This window comes from Shewanella decolorationis S12 (assembly GCF_000485795.1).
GTDB classification, from domain to species: domain Bacteria; phylum Pseudomonadota; class Gammaproteobacteria; order Enterobacterales; family Shewanellaceae; genus Shewanella; species Shewanella decolorationis.
The window spans coordinates 83,684-100,424 of sequence record NZ_AXZL01000076.1 but is presented as its reverse complement, the minus strand read 5'-3'; the positions used below and the strand labels follow the sequence as shown (position 1 = coordinate 100,424).

Genomic DNA, 16,741 nt, shown 5'->3' with positions numbered 1-16,741 from the left:
GGGGACAAAGGGATTTTTTGATTGGTAATTAAGCGTTATAGCGGGAATAATGCAGGCACAATAATGAAAAAGGATGGGTCATGTTTCAAGTTAACTTTGTTGATGTACAAGCAGAAAATGCCATTTTTGATGGCGAAGGTTGGGATGCGGTTGTGGTGGTCACTCCGGATCTCGTTTCTATCGGAATTGATGAGATCAGTTTATTGGCCGAGCATGGCGCTAAGGTCGATAAGCGTGTCGGTAAGAGCCCGACGTTACTGTTTGCCCCCGGTTTAGCCGGTGGCCGTTTAATCATAGCGCCGGTCACTCAAGTGGCTGATGATTATGCCGATGTACGTATTTATGGCGATGCGGCAAGAGCCGCGATTGCTATTGCTAAGGACGCGGGCGCTAAGCGTCCTCTACTGTATGTGGTGCCTTCTGCCACGCCTAAGTTTGGTTTTGCGAGTGAAGTTGCGGCGCTCGCCTGCGGTCAAGAATTATGGCAAACCTTAGAATTGCGCGAGGCAACGGGCTTAACGCCAGCCTTTGAAGCCATAGGGTTGCTGTCTTTAACATCTAAAAAGAGTCAATTGCTCAACGCATTAGAAGCTGGTCGTGTGTTGGCTCGGGATTTATGTGGCACTGAACCTGAGCGTATGTCGGCAAAAGCCTTTGCCGAATACTGTTTGCAAGCCTTTAAAGGCAGCGTGATTAAAACCGCAGTGGTGGAAGATAGGGATATTCTCGAGCGGGATTATCCGCTGTTAAGCGCGGTGGCGCGTTCTTCCTTTGCCGTTGGGCGGCATCAACCGCGGGTGGTGAAACTCGAATATCTGCCCGAGGGTGAGATTACTCGTACCTTCTTATTTGCTGGTAAAGGTGTGGTCTACGATACGGGCGGTGCCGATCTGAAAGTCGGCGGCGCAATGGCGGGCATGAGCCGTGATAAAGGCGGCGCCTCTGCCGTGGCGGGGTTATTTAAAACCTTGTCTATGCTCAAGCCTAAAGGGATCCGAGTGATCGCCGAACTAGGCTTAGTGCGTAATAGCATTGGTAGCGAAGCCTTTGTCACCGATGAAATTATCACCAGTCATGCGGGCGTGCGGGTACGCATTGGTAATACGGATGCGGAAGGGCGCTTAGTATTGGCAGACCTGTTAAGTCATCTGCGTATTAAAGCTGTTTCGGCGGTGCAACCTGAGCTATTCTCGGTCGCGACTCTTACAGGCCATGTGGTGCGTTGTTACGGGTCGTATCCTGCTGCGGTTGAAAATGCGGTCGCAAGTGGCGCCAAGTGTGCGCAGACTCTCGCGCTACAGGCAAGCCAATGGGGCGAACCCTTTGAGGTTTCTACATTACGTCGCGAGGACTTTGCCAAGATCCGCGAAGTGTCGGGGGCGGCCGATATTTTATCTTCTAACAATGCACCATCTTCGGTGACGGCCCGTGGGCATCAATATCCTGCGGCCTTTCTGCTCAAGGCTTCGGGATTGTTTGAACACGGTGTTAACGCTGCAATTCCTTTAGCTTACACACACTTAGATATCGCTGGCAGTGCCACAGAGGGCGATCCGCTCTATGGTAAACCCACAGCGAGTCCCTTAGTCGGTCTGTATCAATATCTGATCAATCGTTAACAACTTTACGTAATAAATAGAAATAATTCTGTAATATCTTACTTATTAGATGGTTACAGGGTTATTTCTGTTTTTATGTGACGCAGGTCGCCAAGATTTCTGATGATTTTACGTAATTAAATTACATTAAAAAGCCTTAATCAAAAAAAATATAAAAAAAGATTGTAATAAAACTACATAAAGCTATAATAGCTTTCGTGGACAGGGCAATTGGCCTTTCCCCTCTAGTCTATCCAGGATGGATACCTTTCTCCAAGGACCCGAGTGACAAGTCGTCTCAACGGATTTGAGAATCTCTAGTTCCAAGGAACCGAGCCAAGCTTCACTAGAGTACTTAATCTCAACTTTACTTAGGAGTAATTGACTATGTCTTATACAGGCAACAACCATTTTTATTGGCAAAACACTTGGTTAAATTCAGATGTTTTGCGTGGCGGTTTATTCGCTATGAGCTTTAAGGGCTAACTATCCCTTTAAACCTAGTTTCCATCATCCATCAACCTTTGTATCGCCTATTTGGCGTGTTTAGACTCAAGTAGCATATCGGTGTTTTTGCATGGGTATGCCAGGTTTTCCGCTAGCGCGGTTATGTACTTCCCCGAAAGGGACGCTTGAAATATGTCTTGCCTGCTCATTGAGCAGGCTTTTTTTTACCTGTTTTTCAGCTTAGATAACTGATTTCGCTCATATCCTAGAATCTCGTCAAAAAATTTTTGCCTAATGGCAAAAATGCCCTGTGTTGATGACACTCTTTAATTATTTGTTTTTAAAGCGTAAAACTTTTTTATGAGCGTGGCATTTGTTTTGTAATACTTAAGAATGACAGTTTTGTTATATTTATCACATAAAATACAAATGCAAATCGTTCTCAATGGTGTTACCGTATGCACACCTTAACAAAACTTGCTGAACGACTATGCGTTTTAATCTACTTCCTCTTGCGGCTGCGGTAACACTAGCATTGAATCCTTTGGCGTTGATGGCTGAAGAACAAACCTCTTCTAAAACAGAGACACAAGATCAAAATATCGAGAAAATCACAGTGATGGGTAAATACACTGTGAGTCGAAATATTGATACAGCGACAGGTCTCGGGCTCACGCTGCGGGAAACGCCACAGTCGGTCAGCATCATGACTGCGGAGCGGATTGAAGATCAGGCGTTAAATACTGTGGTCGACGTGGTGAATAACACTGTGGGCCTGTCTTCTTCAAAAACCGATAACGTGCGTAACGGTTTTTCGGCCCGCGGTTTTACCGTGCAAAACTATCAAATTGATGGCGTGCCTTTATCTTGGAGTTTAGGCGGCGATGCTGGTGAAACGGTATCGGATGTGTCTATCTATGAGCGTGTTGAAGTTGTGCGTGGTGCTACGGGTTTATTAACGGGCGCAGGCGATCCTTCTGCCTCGATTAACTTAGTGCGTAAGCATGCCGACAGCGCAGATCTTAAAGGTTATGTGGATGTCGCAACGGGAAGTTGGGATAAAAAACAAGTCACTGCGGATGTGTCCAATGGTCTGAATGAAGACGGCAGTGTCCGTGGCCGTTTAGTCGCTAAGTATGTAAATAACGATTCCTACCAAAATCTGTATCAAGATCGTAAAACCATTCTCTATGGTGTTGTCGATAGCGATATCACCGCCAACACTTTACTGCGTGTCGGTGCTAGCTATAACCACAACGATCCAAAAGGTGCGATGTGGGGCGCGTTGCCCGCCGTCTTTAGCGATGGCTCTGCCACAGATTGGGATACTTCCGCCACCACAGCCGCCGATTGGAGCCGCTGGGAAACCAAGAATATCAACTATTTTGCTAACCTAAATCATTACTTCAGCAATGGTTGGCAATTAGTGGCTAACTACAACCGCATGGAATATGAAACCACCACTAAGATGATCTACATGTCGGGTTTACTCGATAAAGACACGGGTGCAGGACTCAGTGGTCAGCGTTATCACAGCCATGGTGAAAGTAACTCAAATAACTTTGATGTGCAGCTTAAGGGCGACTATGACCTCTTTGGTCAAACCCATGAGTTTGTGACCGGCGCCTTATATAGTAAGCAAAAGTCCTACGCCGATACCTATGAGCCTATCCGTGACAATATGGCGGGATGGGACTCACAGGTGGTCGATAACTTCTACGAATGGCAACAAAATCAGTTTGCAGAGCCTGAATGGTCGACCAATGCGAACCGTCAGCTCAATATGGATACCGAGCAAAAAGGCTTTTATGCGGCGACTCGCCTGACCATCACCGATGATTTTAAACTGATTGCCGGTGGACGTATCTCAAGCTGGAACCGTGAAGGCGTGAGCTATGGTACCGATACTAACTTTGGCGATGATGGTGTGTTTGTGCCCTATGTTGGTGCTTTATACGATATCAATGAAGAGCACCGTATTTACGCCAGCTATACCGGGATTTTTAATCCGCAAAATTATTTCGATGCCAATCAAGAATATTTAGATCCATTAGAGGGCAAAGCCTACGAATTAGGTTTGAAGAGTTCCTATCTTGACGATCGCCTACATACCACAGTGGCCGTGTTCCAAATTGACCAAGATAACTTGGCAACCTTAGCTGGAACGATTGTTATCGGTGGCCAACCCGTGAATTACTATGAAGCCGCACAAGGCACTAAGAGTAAGGGGTTTGAGCTCGAAGTCGTAGGTGAGCCTGCCGATGGCTGGAATATCTCTGCGGGTTATTCGCAATTTAATGCCGAAGATGCAGAGGGTAAGCGAGTCGCAACTACCAGCCCACAGAAGCAATTTAAACTCTTTACTACCTACCAATTTGTGGATTTATTGCCCGAGTTAACCATAGGTGGTGGGGTGAATTGGCAAAGTGACAGTTACTCAGAAGGTGGCGGTGCGACAATCAAACAGGATGACTATTCCTTAGTGAATCTGATGGCGCGCTACGATCTGGCTGAGAATATGGATCTGCAGGTTAACGTAGAGAATCTGTTGGATGAGAAATACTATGCCTATATGACAGCGTCTGGCCTAGCTTACAGTGCGTATCACTACGGCGCGCCACGTAACTTTACCGTCAGCTTTAACTATCGTTTTTAAGCTGTTTCCCCGTTGAACTCAAAAAGCCGGCGCCCTTAAGGGTACCGGCTTTTTGCTATCGACTTCACTCCCATTTGCTGCGCAGAGGCGACCGAATATGCCTGCATGGGATAAGCATTGTGCTGTTTTGTAATTATTTCGCTTTAAAAACAATGTGCTGTTCATCCTGAACGGCATTAGAACTTTCCCGGTATTAAGATTGGCTTGCTAACCCCTATTTATAGTGAGCTTTAATGTAAATTAAGTGCGCTGGTTTTTTGTTCTGTTTAGCGATTTCTATCAAGAAAATCTCCATCAATTTTCTGGCCTGACCAGCATAAACTCCCTATAATCCCCCTGCGAAAAACACTGCTACATAGTGTTTACATTTTTAGACCCTACCTACTTAAAAATAAAAGGAACCCAGTTCCATGTTAGAAAAGCTGTTCAAACTGAAACAAAATCAAACGAGCCTCAAGCAGGAAGCGATAGCAGGTTTGACAACATTTATGACTATGGCCTACATCATTTTTGTGAATCCAATGATGTTAGCCGATGCGGGTATGGATCATGGCGCTGTGTTTGTGGCCACCTGTTTAGCGGCGGCGGTGGGCTGTATTGTGATGGGTATCATGGCGAACTATCCCATTGCACTGGCCCCAGGTATGGGACTCAATGCCTTTTTTACCTACACAGTTGTGGGTGAAATGGGTTACAGCTGGGAAACGGCGCTTGGTGCGGTTTTCTTATCGGGAATTTGCTTTTTAATCTTATCCTTAGTGCGTATTCGCGAGTGGATTGTTAACAGCATTCCTATGTCACTGCGTATTGGTATTGCTGCGGGTATTGGTTTATTCCTCGCACTGATTGGTCTTAAGAGCGCTGGCATTGTGGTAGCAAGCTCTGCAACCTTAGTGACTATGGGTGATATTACCGCCTTCCCTGCGGTGATGGCCGTGTTAGGTTTCTTCCTGATCATCGCCATGGTGCAACGTGGCATGAAATCGGCGGTGATTTTAAGCATCCTTATCATCACAGGACTGGGATTAATCTTCGGTGATGTGCAGTACAAGGGTATCGTCTCTATGCCGCCTTCAGTCGCACCGACCTTTATGGCGATGGATTTGTCTCAAGTATTTGAAGTGACAATGCTGTCTGTGGTATTTGCCTTCTTATTTGTGGATCTCTTTGATACCTCTGGCACTTTAGTTGCGGTGGCGCAACGTGGTGGTTTCCTCGATGAAAAGGGCCGTTTACCTCGCCTAAACCGTGCTTTAACTGCGGACAGTTTAGCGACGATTGCGGGCGCTGCATTCGGTACGTCAACCACCACCAGTTATATCGAAAGTACCGCTGGGGTGAGTGCAGGCGGCCGTACTGGCTTAACCGCTGTCGTGGTCGGCTTACTGTTCATCTTGGCCTTATTCTTATCACCATTGGCAGGGATGATCCCCACCTATGCCACGGCTGGTACGCTGTTCTATGTGGCGATTCTGATGATGTCTGGGCTGGTTCACGTCGAATGGGAAGATTTAACAGAAGCAGCGCCTGTGGTTGTGGTCTGTATCCTGATGCCGTTAACTTTCTCTATCGCCACAGGGATTGCACTGGGGATTATTTCCTATGCCGCAATCAAACTGTTAACGGGCCGTTTTAGCGATTTAAATATCGGGGTGATTGTGCTCGCGGCGATGTTTATTGCGAAATTTATTTACGGCTGATACTTCGCCAGTCGCCAATTAGGCGGTTTTTTTGAGGGTCATCTAATCGATGGCCCTTTTTTATGCGCGATCCCAAGCAGAATTGAAAATTTCTACCCACATGCTGCCCACTAACTACCAATTGCTCTGCGGATTAGGTATAAGGATTATCCGGTTATTTTCTACATATGAATAATGAATTTAAGTGAGATTGCGTATCGCCGCGTGGTAGTGAAGTTAGGGACGAGTGTGCTGACGTCTGGCAGTAAACAGCTGGATAAAGCCCATATGGTTGAGCTTGCTCGTCAAATGGCCGCACTGATGAGATCAGGGGTCGAAGTCGTATTATGCACTTCTGGCGCAATTGCCGCCGGACGCGAACATCTCCAATACCCGGTATTGCCCGACACTATGGCCAATAAACAGTTATTAGCTGCTGTCGGGCAGAGTCAGCTTATTCTCGCTTGGGCACAACTCTTTAGTATCTACGGTTTGCATGTGGGGCAATTGCTGCTGACCCGTGCTGATTTACACGATAGAGAGCGCTATTTGAATGCCCGCGATACCCTTAATGCTTTGCTGGCAAACAATATTATCCCCATCATCAACGAAAACGACGCGGTTGCTACTAATGAAATCAAAGTGGGCGACAACGACAACTTGTCGGCGCGTGCGGCACTGTTGTGTGATGCCGACCTGTTGATTTTGTTGACGGATCAAAAGGGCTTATTCGACGCCGATCCGCGCACTAACCCTAATGCTAAGCTGATTTCTCAGGTCGAGAAAATTGACGACAGTCTGCGTTTGTTGGCGGGTGGTTCGGTGTCGGGTTTAGGTACGGGCGGAATGTCGACTAAGCTAGAAGCTGCGGATATTGCTCGCCGCGCGGGCATTGAAGTGGTGATTGCCTCGGGTCATCACCCCGATGTGATTAAAAAGGTGGTCGCTAAAGAATCGATTGGCACCCATTTTAGTGCTATCGAAAATCCATTAGAGAGTCGCAAACAGTGGATTTTAGCGGGGCCTGCGGCCCAAGGTTCTCTGGTGCTCGATGCGGGCGCGGTGAAAGCCGTGACCGAAAAAGGTCGCAGTCTGCTCTCTAAGGGGATTATTGGCGTTAAAGGGGAATTTGAACGTGGTGCAACCCTGCAATTGGTTGATCAAAAAGGCAAAATCATTGCCAGAGGCATCACCCGCTACTGTGGTGAGGCCTTAGGGTTAATTGCGGGTAAACATTCCGACGAAATCGAGTCTGTGCTCGGTTACGATTATGGTGACGCAATAGTGCACCGCAACGACATGGTCGTCTTATAAGCGAGGTCTGTTTTGAGTCAAATTAATCAAGCGCAATATTTACAACAACTTGGTCATAATGCCAAACAGGCGAGTTATGCCTTAGCCAACCTAACAGCGAGCCAAAAGGCGGATTTACTTGAGGCGATAGCTGAGGCCCTGACGCAGAACACTCAGGCGATTCTTGCGGCTAACGCCAAAGATGTTGCAGCTGCTAAGGCTGAAGGCTTGAATGATGCGATGATCGATAGATTGTTGCTTAACGAGTCGCGTCTGGCGGGGATTATCGGTGATATTGGTGATGTGGTGCGTCTTGCCGATCCCGTTGGCGAAGAGTTTGGCAGTCGAGTGTTGGACAATGGGTTAAGGCTCACGCGCCGCCGCGTACCGCTGGGCGTGATTGGGGTTATCTATGAGGCGCGGCCGAATGTGACGGTCGATATTGCGGTATTGGCACTGAAAACCGGTAACGCAGTGATTCTGCGCGGCGGAAAAGAGACGCTCGAATCCAATAAACTGATTAGTGAAGTGATCCGTGGCGCGATTGCGAGCCAAGGTCTGCCAGTCGATGCGGTGCAGCTGATTGATTCTCCCGATAGAGCTTTAGTCACAGGGTTACTTAAGCTCGACCAATATGTCGATATGATAGTTCCCCGTGGCGGACAAGCACTGCAGCGCCTATGCGCCGAGCAAGCGACGATTCCGGTGATTTTAGGTGGCATTGGGATTTGTCATCTGTATGTTGATAAACATGCCGATCTTGAGCGGGCTCTCGAGGTGATTGCCAACGCAAAAGTGCAGCGCCCGACGGTATGCAACGCGCTGGATACCTTGCTGGTGGATAACGCAGTTGCCGAGCGTTTTGTGCCGCAAATTGCCGAATACTTACATCGTTTAGGTGTGCGTTTTTCGGTGTGCGAACAAAGCTATGCACTCCTTGATGGGCTGGGGTTTGATATTTCTCCGGCAACTGAGCAAAGCTTTGCGACAGAGTGGTTGTCTTTGACCTTAGGCATTAAAGTTGTGAGCGATATAGATACAGCCATTGCCCATATCCGTACCTATTCCAGTGGGCACTCTGAGGCGATTATCACCGATGATATCCATGCGGCAACGCATTTTATGAACGAAGTAAATTCGGCTGCTGTGTATGTAAATGCCAGTACCCGTTTTACCGATGGCGGCCAATTTGGCTTGGGTGCGGAGGTGGCAGTGAGCACACAAAAACTCCATGCCCGTGGTCCTATGGGGCTTGAGGCGCTGACCACCTATAAGTGGTTAGCATGGGGTGATTACACCTGCCGCGCTTAGTTCTCCTAACAAGGAGTAAGCTGTTGTGATCTGCAAAATCACCGATCAGAAAAGCCGCAATAGCGGCTTTTTTGTTGGCAAATATATCGATTAATGGATGAGTGGAGTGTAAGTCGCTATCACCCACAAACATACAAAAGCGATAGACATCACTGTGGTGAATGTGCGAAAGGCTCTAATGTAATTCAAAGTATACAAAAAATACTTTTCTTGTACTCTGCGGGTGATAAGTACTGAGGGGAGTAAAAAAGTGCAATAAAGCATGACCACCATAGTGGTAAAACCATTTCCGAAAAAATGCTCATAGATAAAAAGGGCAATACAAATGAGCATGGCGACCCAACCGATAGGGCTTATGCCATCTTCTTGATCCCATTGAGTTGATTTTTGCATATGACTATCCTTAGCCACTCAATCGATAGTTTAATTTATAGACGGTTAAGACATGCTTTTCAATGACTTTTATGGGGAGTGTCTAAAAGAATTTGACTGACGTTTGTAGGCTAAAGCGTTTTAATATCTGCAAAAGACCCACGGCATAATTTCGCTAAGTCATTCGCCGCAAGACAGATTTCAAGGCCGCGGCGACCAGCGCTGACATAGATTTTGTCGTATTGCTTTGCACTTTCATCAATGATCGTTGGCAGCTGTTTTTTCTGGGCTAGGGGGCTTATTCCGCCAACGAGGTAGCCTGATGATTTTTGTGCTAAATCCGCATCGGCCATTTGCAGTTTTTTCTGGCCTAAACATTTAGCGACGGCTTTTAAATTGAGTTGATGATCAACCGGAACGAGCGCAACAGCAAGCGGCGGATGGGCTTTATCGGTCGCAACCAGTAAGGTTTTAAACACTTGCGCGGGGGCGAGCCCTAACACATTGGCGGCTTCTTCACCGTAAGCGGCGCAGTGTGGGTCGTGACTGTATTCTAAGATTTCAAAGGGAATTTTGGCTTTCTTTGCCATTTGTACGGCTGGTGTCATGCTCTCGTCCTCGCGCCCCAAAATTAGGTGCAATAAAAGTCTAGGGGCAATAAAAGTCCGCCATAGTAGCCCTTTCTGCGGCGTTAAAATGTTAGCTCGGGCATAAATTGCCTATGCCCGAGTGATATGCCTTATTCAGTCTGCAAGCTTGGCATTGAGCTTGGTTTTGCGCTCCAGATAGCGTGGGAATAACTGCTGCAACATCATGCCACTTAAAATAAAACCTAATCCGATATAAGTTGCGGTGGCGATAGTCTCTTGCAAAATCCAAGCAATAAAGCCAATCGACATCACTGGCGATAAAAATACTAAGGTACTGATATTGGCGGTGCGAGTCGCAGTTTTAAGCGCCATTAACCAGAGCACAAAGGTAATGCCCATCTCAAATAAGCCGACATACATCCCCGCCATCACGGCTTTAATGCTAAAACTAGGGAGCGCATCGGTTAGTAACAGCGTGATGGTAATAAAGGGTAAACCAATCAAAAAGCTTAATAGCAGGCTGACGACGGGGTCACCTTGATCTTTAGTGTTCACAATCCAATATAGGCACCAGAGCAAAGTGCTGGTTAATGCAAGACCAATCCCGAGCGGACTGTCGAAGCGAAAACCGCTGACATCACCGCCGGTGGCGATAATAAATACCCCTGAGTAGGCAATCAGTGCCGCAATCATATCGCTCTTACGCAAATGTTGTTTTAACAGCGGCGCGGCTAACAGCGGCAGCAATACCGCCCAAGTGTAGTTGAGTGAGAGTGCCTGCTGGGCGGGTAATAGTGAATAGGCTTTAAACAGCACTACATAATACAGAAAGGGATTAATCAGCCCGGTAATCAGATAAAACGCAGGGCGGCGTAGGAGCTGCGCTTTAAGGAGTGGCAGTTTTTTCTGCCAAGCGAGAATGGCACCTAGGGCGATGATTGAAGTGAGTACTGCCACAAACACCAGCTGCAATGGGCTATAAAATCCGAGGGCAATCTTAAAGGCGGTTGCCACCGTCGACCAGAGGAATACCGCGGCCATGCCGTACACATACGCCAAATTTGAAGATTTCACACTATTACCCTATGCGCTTATACATCACTCAATGTGCGCAGATTGAATAACAGCTATTGCTGATAAGCAAGCGGATTTTACGGTTTTGAATATTTTATACATTCGAGCCCTTTAAAAAGATAAATCAGAAAATTTTTTGTATGGCCCTTGTAATTAAATTCCCTGTCCCAATATAGGTGTTAAGGCAGAGAAGGTGGCCAACAGTGGACTTGAAAAAAATGCGTCCGGCCCCATATCAAAACCAACTTATAAATTTAGTTTGACAGAAATTTTTCGGAGGACCTCATGGGTAAAATTATTGGTATCGACTTAGGCACAACAAACTCTTGTGTAGCTGTCCTCGATGGTGGCAAAGCACGCGTATTAGAGAATGCTGAAGGCGATCGCACAACCCCGTCTATCATCGCTTACACCGATGATGAGACCATCGTGGGTCAGCCAGCAAAACGCCAAGCTGTTACTAACCCAAATAACACATTCTTTGCGATCAAGCGTTTGATCGGTCGTCGCTTCAAAGATGACGAAGTTCAACGTGACGTGAACATCATGCCATTCAAAATTATCCAAGCCGACAACGGTGATGCTTGGGTTGAATCACGTGGCAACAAAATGGCTCCACCACAAGTTTCTGCTGAAATCTTGAAAAAGATGAAGAAAACAGCAGAAGACTTCTTAGGTGAAGAAGTGACAGAAGCGGTAATTACCGTTCCTGCATACTTTAACGATTCACAACGTCAAGCCACTAAAGATGCGGGCCGCATCGCTGGTCTTGAAGTTAAACGTATTATCAACGAACCAACGGCTGCAGCACTGGCCTACGGTATCGACAAGAAGCAAGGCGACAACATCGTTGCAGTGTACGACTTAGGTGGTGGTACATTCGATATCTCTATCATCGAAATCGACAGCAACGACGGCGACCAAACCTTCGAAGTATTGGCGACTAACGGTGACACTCACTTAGGTGGTGAAGACTTTGACAACCGTTTAATCAACTACTTAGCTGATGAATTCAAGAAAGAGCAAGGCTTAGATCTGCGTAAAGATCCATTAGCAATGCAACGTCTGAAAGAAGCGGCCGAAAAGGCGAAGATTGAGCTTTCAAGCACCAACCAAACTGAAGTGAACCTGCCATACATCACTGCCGATGCAACAGGTCCTAAGCACTTAGTGGTGAAAATCACCCGTGCTAAGTTAGAGTCACTGGTTGAAGACTTAATCATTCGTACCTTAGAGCCATTAAAAGTGGCACTGGCTGACGCTGACTTATCAGTATCAGACATTAACGAAGTGATTTTAGTGGGCGGTCAAACCCGTATGCCTAAGGTTCAAGAAGCGGTTTCTAACTTCTTCGGTAAAGAACCTCGTAAAGACGTTAACCCAGACGAAGCCGTAGCCGTAGGTGCTGCGATTCAAGCGGGCGTACTGTCAGGCGACGTGAAAGACGTTCTGCTGTTAGACGTAACACCACTGTCTCTGGGTATCGAAACCATGGGCAGCGTAATGACCAAGCTGATTGAGAAAAACACCACTATTCCGACTAAGGCACAGCAAGTGTTCTCAACAGCCGATGACAACCAAAGCGCAGTAACCATTCACGTACTGCAAGGTGAGCGTAAGCAAGCGAGCGCGAACAAGTCATTAGGTCAGTTCAACCTTGACGGTATTGAGCCAGCACCACGTGGAATGCCACAAATCGAAGTGATGTTCGATATCGACGCTGACGGTATTCTGCATGTTTCTGCGACCGACAAGAAAACCGGTAAGAAACAAAACATCACTATCAAAGCTTCTTCAGGCTTAAGCGAAGAAGAAGTGGCGCAAATGGTACGTGACGCTGAAGCACACGCTGAAGAAGACAAGAAGTTTGAAGAGTTAGTGCAATCTCGCAACCAAGCTGACGGCTTAGTTCACGCAACTAAGAAACAAGTTGAAGAAGCGGGCGATGCACTGCCAGCAGACGATAAAGCTAAGATTGAAGCGGCAATGAGCGCAGTTGAAGTTGCAGCAAAAGGCAACGACAAAGAAGCCATTGAAAAAGCGACTCAAGAGCTGATTGAAGCGTCTGCTAAGCTGATGGAAATTGCTCAGGCTAAAGCTCAAACTCAAGGCGGCGCACAAGAAGGTGCTGCTAAACAGTCTAACGCGACTGCCGATGACGTTGTCGATGCTGAATTTGAAGAAGTGAAAGACGACAAGAAATAACATTTGCTCTCAATCAAATTGATTGATTTCAAATAGTTAATTTCTAGGCGGGCGTTACGGGGAAACCCTAACGCCCGTTCGTTCAACTTAAGCTGAGAAGCATGAGATTATGTCAAAGCGAGATTATTACGAAGTATTAGGCGTTGGTCGTGACGCCAGCGAGCGTGAAATTAAAAAAGCCTACAAGCGTTTGGCGATGAAGTTTCACCCCGATCGCAACCCTGGCGACAAAGCTGCCGAGGCGAGCTTTAAAGAAGTTAAAGAAGCCTACGAAATCCTTACCGATGCCAACAAAAAAGCGGCCTATGACCAATTTGGTCATGCGGGTGTGGATCCGAATCGCGGCGGCGGTGGTGGCTACGGCGGCGCGGGAGATTTCGGCGATATTTTCGGTGATGTCTTTGGCGATATTTTCGGCGGTGGACGCCGTGGCGGTCAACGCCAAGCGGCCCGCGGCTCAGATTTACGTTACAACCTAGAGTTATCACTGGAAGAAGCTGTAAAAGGCCTCACCAAAGAACTGCGTATTCCAACCTTAGCCAGCTGTGATGTGTGTGACGGCAGCGGTGCAAAAAAAGGCACGTCGGCTACCACCTGTACAACCTGTCATGGTCAAGGCCAAGTGCAAATGCGTCAGGGTTTCTTTACCGTGCAACAGCCTTGTCCAACCTGTCATGGACGCGGCAAGATCATTAAAGATCCTTGCTCTAAGTGTCATGGCGATGGCCGTGTCGAGAAGACTAAAACCCTGTCAGTTAAGATCCCTGCGGGTGTCGACACTGGCGACCGTATCCGCTTAGCGGGTGAAGGTGAAGCAGGCGAGTTTGGTGCGCCACCGGGGGATTTATACGTTCAGGTCACTGTACGTGAACATGCTATTTTCGTGCGTGATGGCAACAACCTCTACTGCGAAGTGCCAATTTCATTCAGCAAAGCGGCGCTCGGCGGCGAGATTGAAGTGCCAACACTGGACGGCAAAGTCAGCCTGAAGATCCCTGCCGAAACGCAAACGGGTCGTATGTTCCGTCTGCGTGGTAAAGGGGTTAAATCGGTTCGCAGCCATGCGGTGGGCGACTTGCTCTGCAAAGTCGTGATGGAAACGCCAGTCAACCTAAACGAGCGTCAGAAAGAATTACTGCGTGAGTTTGAGGCGACCCTAACCGGCGAATCAAAGAAGCACAGCCCAAAGGCTGAAGGCTTTTTCGATGGCGTAAAGAAGTTTTTCCAAGACCTAAATAGCTAATTAGGTTTGCTGGCGCCGCTGTTATGTTAGTTAGCAGCGCACTAGATAAATAAAGCCCCGCAGTGTTTAACACTAGCGGGGCTTTTTTATAGTTGTTTTATGCAAAACCACTTAAAAGGTTTGATGTTAGTTTGATTGTTCTGCTTTGCTAGTTGTCTTTATAGCCGAGATTGTACGTGACTTAAACCTAGCGTTAGGCTTCTCTTTTTTAAAGAAAAATCCAAGTCGTGGGGCTTCACCCCACACCCGACCAAGGAGGACTGCTCGTCCTATCCTCCTTGGATGCTCCAAGACGCCCCAACGGAGTTGAAAGCCCCTTGTGCTCATAGCCAAATTTGCTATCGCTTCCGAAGGATACGTCCCTGCACCTGCGAAAGCTAGCTCGCCATCCATGGCGAGACTCACGCAATTTGCCTATTCGCCCTGCGGCAACTCCGAGGGGGGGGGAACTTATGTGACTTCGACGTTAGCTGTTAATCCCGAAAGAGTTATACCTGTCCCATCTCCCGTCTTGACGCTATCTCGGCATCCATGCCTCGCTCACACAACGAACACAACGGCAACTCAGAGGGGATGGTGTATTCCTAAGATTATGATGTGATGAGTAAATTGCTTAGGCATTAAAGTCATACTTGTTCAGTTTCTCGTTATGAAGATTTACGTAAGTCCCTTCTTTTCTTTGATAAGTAAGATTTATGTAGTAATGCTTTGTACTGATTTTTGACTAATTTAATTGTTGTTCATTGAAATTCTATTATTCCACCATAAGTTAGCTAAGAACATGTAACCAATATAGGGGGGCGTATGCCTGATTTAACAAAAGCAAGTTGTCCTTGTCGAGGATGCAATAAAGTTGCCAATAACGCTGAAGAAGTAGAAAAGTTGTTCGGTCTCAGAAATATGGGGGATGGAACTATTCGAGTGCAGTCATATTGTCGTGATTGTAGAAGTTTGCAATGTGAAGCTAGTAATCCTAAATGTAGCTGATGACTATAGGCAGATATGATGTTGTATCTGCCTTATTGTGTTAAGTTATTCGCCTTTTGGTGTACTCGGGATACTTGATGTCACAAACTTATAAGATGGATGCAGTTGCTTGGCTTAAAACACTAGAGGACTCTAGTGTTGACTTATTCATCACAGACCCTCCATATGAGTCATTAGAAAAGCACCGAAAAATAGGTACTACAACGCGCCTTAAAGATAGTAAATCATCTAGTAATCAATGGTTTGCTGTTTTTCCTAATGCTAGGTTTGAAGAGTTGTTTAGTGAGATTTATAGAGTGCTAAAAAAAGGTTCTCACTTTTATCTATTCTGTGATCAGGAAACAATGTTTGTAGCAAAGCCTATTGCTGAGAAGGTTGGTTTTAAATTCTGGAAACCTATTGTCTGGGATAAATGTGCGATAGGAATGGGCTATCATTATCGTGCACGATATGAGTTTATTTTGTTTTTTGAGAAAGGAAAAAGAAAACTAAGCGATTTAAGTGTTCCGGATGTACTTCAATATAAGAGAGTCTGGAAGGGTTATCCCACAGAGAAACCTGTTGATTTAATTGAAGTTCTTGTTAGGCAAAGTTCTTCTGAAAATGATGTTGTAGCTGACTCTTTTTTCGGTTCTGGGTCAACTCTTGTTGCGGCAAATAATTTGTCGAGATTATATTTAGGTTGTGATATATCCGATTCTGCTCACGATTATTTAAATATCAGACTAAAAGCAAGCAGTGAGAAAGACACTGTCCATAATTCTGTTCTAGGCTAATTTCACTTACTGATATGATTTTCTTAATTATCATTCAAAATGATTTGAACTCAAAAAAGTTAAGACAGACAGCTCATCTTTCGAGATGAATTACTAACACTGTAAATTCAGGAGTTAACCTTCCCCTGCGAAGTTGCCGCGGGTCGTTGGAATAAATTGCGTGAGTCCGGTCATGGATGACCGGCTAGCTTTCGCAGGTACAGGGACGTTGCCTTCGGAAGCGATAGCAATTTATCCATAAGACCAAGGCCACTAACCAATGCATGTAACTTCGTTAGGGTGGCAAGGGAGATCCAAGAGGGGATTGCTGTTGATCCCCTCTTGGTCGGGTGTGGGTTGAAGACCCACGACTTTGATTTAAAAACCTTTAACTCAATGATTGCTTGTCGATAGTTGGTAATCCGATACGTCACTGGATATGACGAAACAACTATCCCAAGGCTTTAGTCCAAGCCGAACAAGATTGGTATTAACAGCCAACTCTGCGTAAACTTTCGCTCCCATGTTTTT

General features: G+C 46.5%; 11 protein-coding genes. 8 read left to right on the top strand and 3 right to left on the bottom strand.

Features of this window, described 5'->3' with window-relative positions; translation table 11 throughout:
* Positions 1-80: 80 nt before the first annotated feature.
* The 5 genes from SHD_RS17500 to SHD_RS17475 all read left to right on the top strand — a co-directional run bounded on the left by SHD_RS17500 (position 81) and on the right by SHD_RS17475 (position 8,984).
* Positions 81-1,619, top strand: a complete 1,539-nt coding sequence (locus SHD_RS17500) for a M17 family metallopeptidase (RefSeq protein ID WP_023268346.1) — start codon at positions 81-83, stop codon at positions 1,617-1,619.
* A 916-nt stretch (positions 1,620-2,535) separates the two neighbouring features.
* Entirely contained in the window at positions 2,536-4,701 is a 2,166-nt protein-coding gene (locus tag SHD_RS17490) for a TonB-dependent siderophore receptor (RefSeq protein ID WP_023268345.1), read from the top strand.
* 410 nt (positions 4,702-5,111) lie between these two features.
* Entirely contained in the window at positions 5,112-6,401 is a 1,290-nt protein-coding gene (locus SHD_RS17485) for an NCS2 family permease (RefSeq protein WP_023268344.1), read from the top strand.
* Between the two features lie 174 nt (positions 6,402-6,575).
* Positions 6,576-7,694: a glutamate 5-kinase gene (proB, locus tag SHD_RS17480; RefSeq protein ID WP_023268343.1), complete on the top strand. Its 1,119-nt coding sequence runs from the start codon at positions 6,576-6,578 to the stop codon at positions 7,692-7,694.
* A 12-nt stretch (positions 7,695-7,706) separates the two neighbouring features.
* Positions 7,707-8,984 carry a glutamate-5-semialdehyde dehydrogenase gene (locus SHD_RS17475; RefSeq protein WP_023268342.1) on the top strand — a complete coding sequence of 426 codons (1,278 nt, stop codon included), beginning with the start codon at positions 7,707-7,709 and terminating at the stop codon, positions 8,982-8,984.
* Positions 8,985-9,074: 90 nt separating this feature from the next.
* Here the strand turns inward: SHD_RS17475 and SHD_RS17470 are convergent, their stop codons facing one another.
* The 3 genes from SHD_RS17470 to SHD_RS17460 form a co-directional block, all read right to left on the bottom strand.
* Positions 9,075-9,377 (bottom strand): hypothetical protein, encoded by a 303-nt coding sequence (locus tag SHD_RS17470; RefSeq protein WP_023268341.1) that lies wholly within the window; start codon positions 9,375-9,377, stop codon positions 9,075-9,077.
* 110 nt (positions 9,378-9,487) lie between these two features.
* Positions 9,488-9,964 (bottom strand): Cys-tRNA(Pro) deacylase, encoded by a 477-nt coding sequence (gene ybaK, locus SHD_RS17465; RefSeq protein ID WP_023268340.1) that lies wholly within the window; start codon positions 9,962-9,964, stop codon positions 9,488-9,490.
* A gap of 135 nt (positions 9,965-10,099) precedes the next feature.
* Positions 10,100-11,020: a DMT family transporter gene (locus SHD_RS17460; protein WP_039978633.1), complete on the bottom strand. Its 921-nt coding sequence runs from the start codon at positions 11,018-11,020 to the stop codon at positions 10,100-10,102.
* A gap of 285 nt (positions 11,021-11,305) precedes the next feature.
* Here SHD_RS17460 and dnaK point away from each other — a divergent pair, with 285 nt between their 5' ends.
* From dnaK to SHD_RS17440, 3 genes are all read left to right on the top strand, one after another.
* Entirely contained in the window at positions 11,306-13,225 is a 1,920-nt protein-coding gene (dnaK, locus tag SHD_RS17455; protein WP_023268338.1) for a molecular chaperone DnaK, read from the top strand.
* Between the two features lie 109 nt (positions 13,226-13,334).
* Positions 13,335-14,468, top strand: coding sequence for a molecular chaperone DnaJ (dnaJ, locus tag SHD_RS17450; protein WP_023268337.1), 1,134 nt, complete (start codon positions 13,335-13,337; stop codon positions 14,466-14,468).
* 1,064 nt (positions 14,469-15,532) lie between these two features.
* Positions 15,533-16,231 carry a DNA-methyltransferase gene (locus SHD_RS17440; RefSeq protein WP_023268336.1) on the top strand — a complete coding sequence of 233 codons (699 nt, stop codon included), beginning with the start codon at positions 15,533-15,535 and terminating at the stop codon, positions 16,229-16,231.
* The last annotated feature ends 510 nt before the right edge of the window (positions 16,232-16,741 follow it).

What these genes read in the sequence shown, in the direction of transcription:
- SHD_RS17500 (WP_023268346.1), top strand. Translation starts at nt 81, where the DNA reads ATGTTTCAAGTTAACTTTGTTGATGTACAAGCAGAAAATGCCATTTTT.
- SHD_RS17490 (WP_023268345.1), top strand. Translation starts at nt 2,536, where the DNA reads ATGCGTTTTAATCTACTTCCTCTTGCGGCTGCGGTAACACTAGCATTG.
- SHD_RS17485 (WP_023268344.1), top strand. Translation starts at nt 5,112, where the DNA reads ATGTTAGAAAAGCTGTTCAAACTGAAACAAAATCAAACGAGCCTCAAG.
- proB (WP_023268343.1), top strand. Translation starts at nt 6,576, where the DNA reads ATGAATTTAAGTGAGATTGCGTATCGCCGCGTGGTAGTGAAGTTAGGG.
- SHD_RS17470 (WP_023268341.1), bottom strand. Translation starts at nt 9,377, where the DNA reads ATGCAAAAATCAACTCAATGGGATCAAGAAGATGGCATAAGCCCTATC.
- ybaK (WP_023268340.1), bottom strand. Translation starts at nt 9,964, where the DNA reads ATGACACCAGCCGTACAAATGGCAAAGAAAGCCAAAATTCCCTTTGAA.
- dnaK (WP_023268338.1), top strand. Translation starts at nt 11,306, where the DNA reads ATGGGTAAAATTATTGGTATCGACTTAGGCACAACAAACTCTTGTGTA.
- dnaJ (WP_023268337.1), top strand. Translation starts at nt 13,335, where the DNA reads ATGTCAAAGCGAGATTATTACGAAGTATTAGGCGTTGGTCGTGACGCC.
- SHD_RS17440 (WP_023268336.1), top strand. Translation starts at nt 15,533, where the DNA reads ATGTCACAAACTTATAAGATGGATGCAGTTGCTTGGCTTAAAACACTA.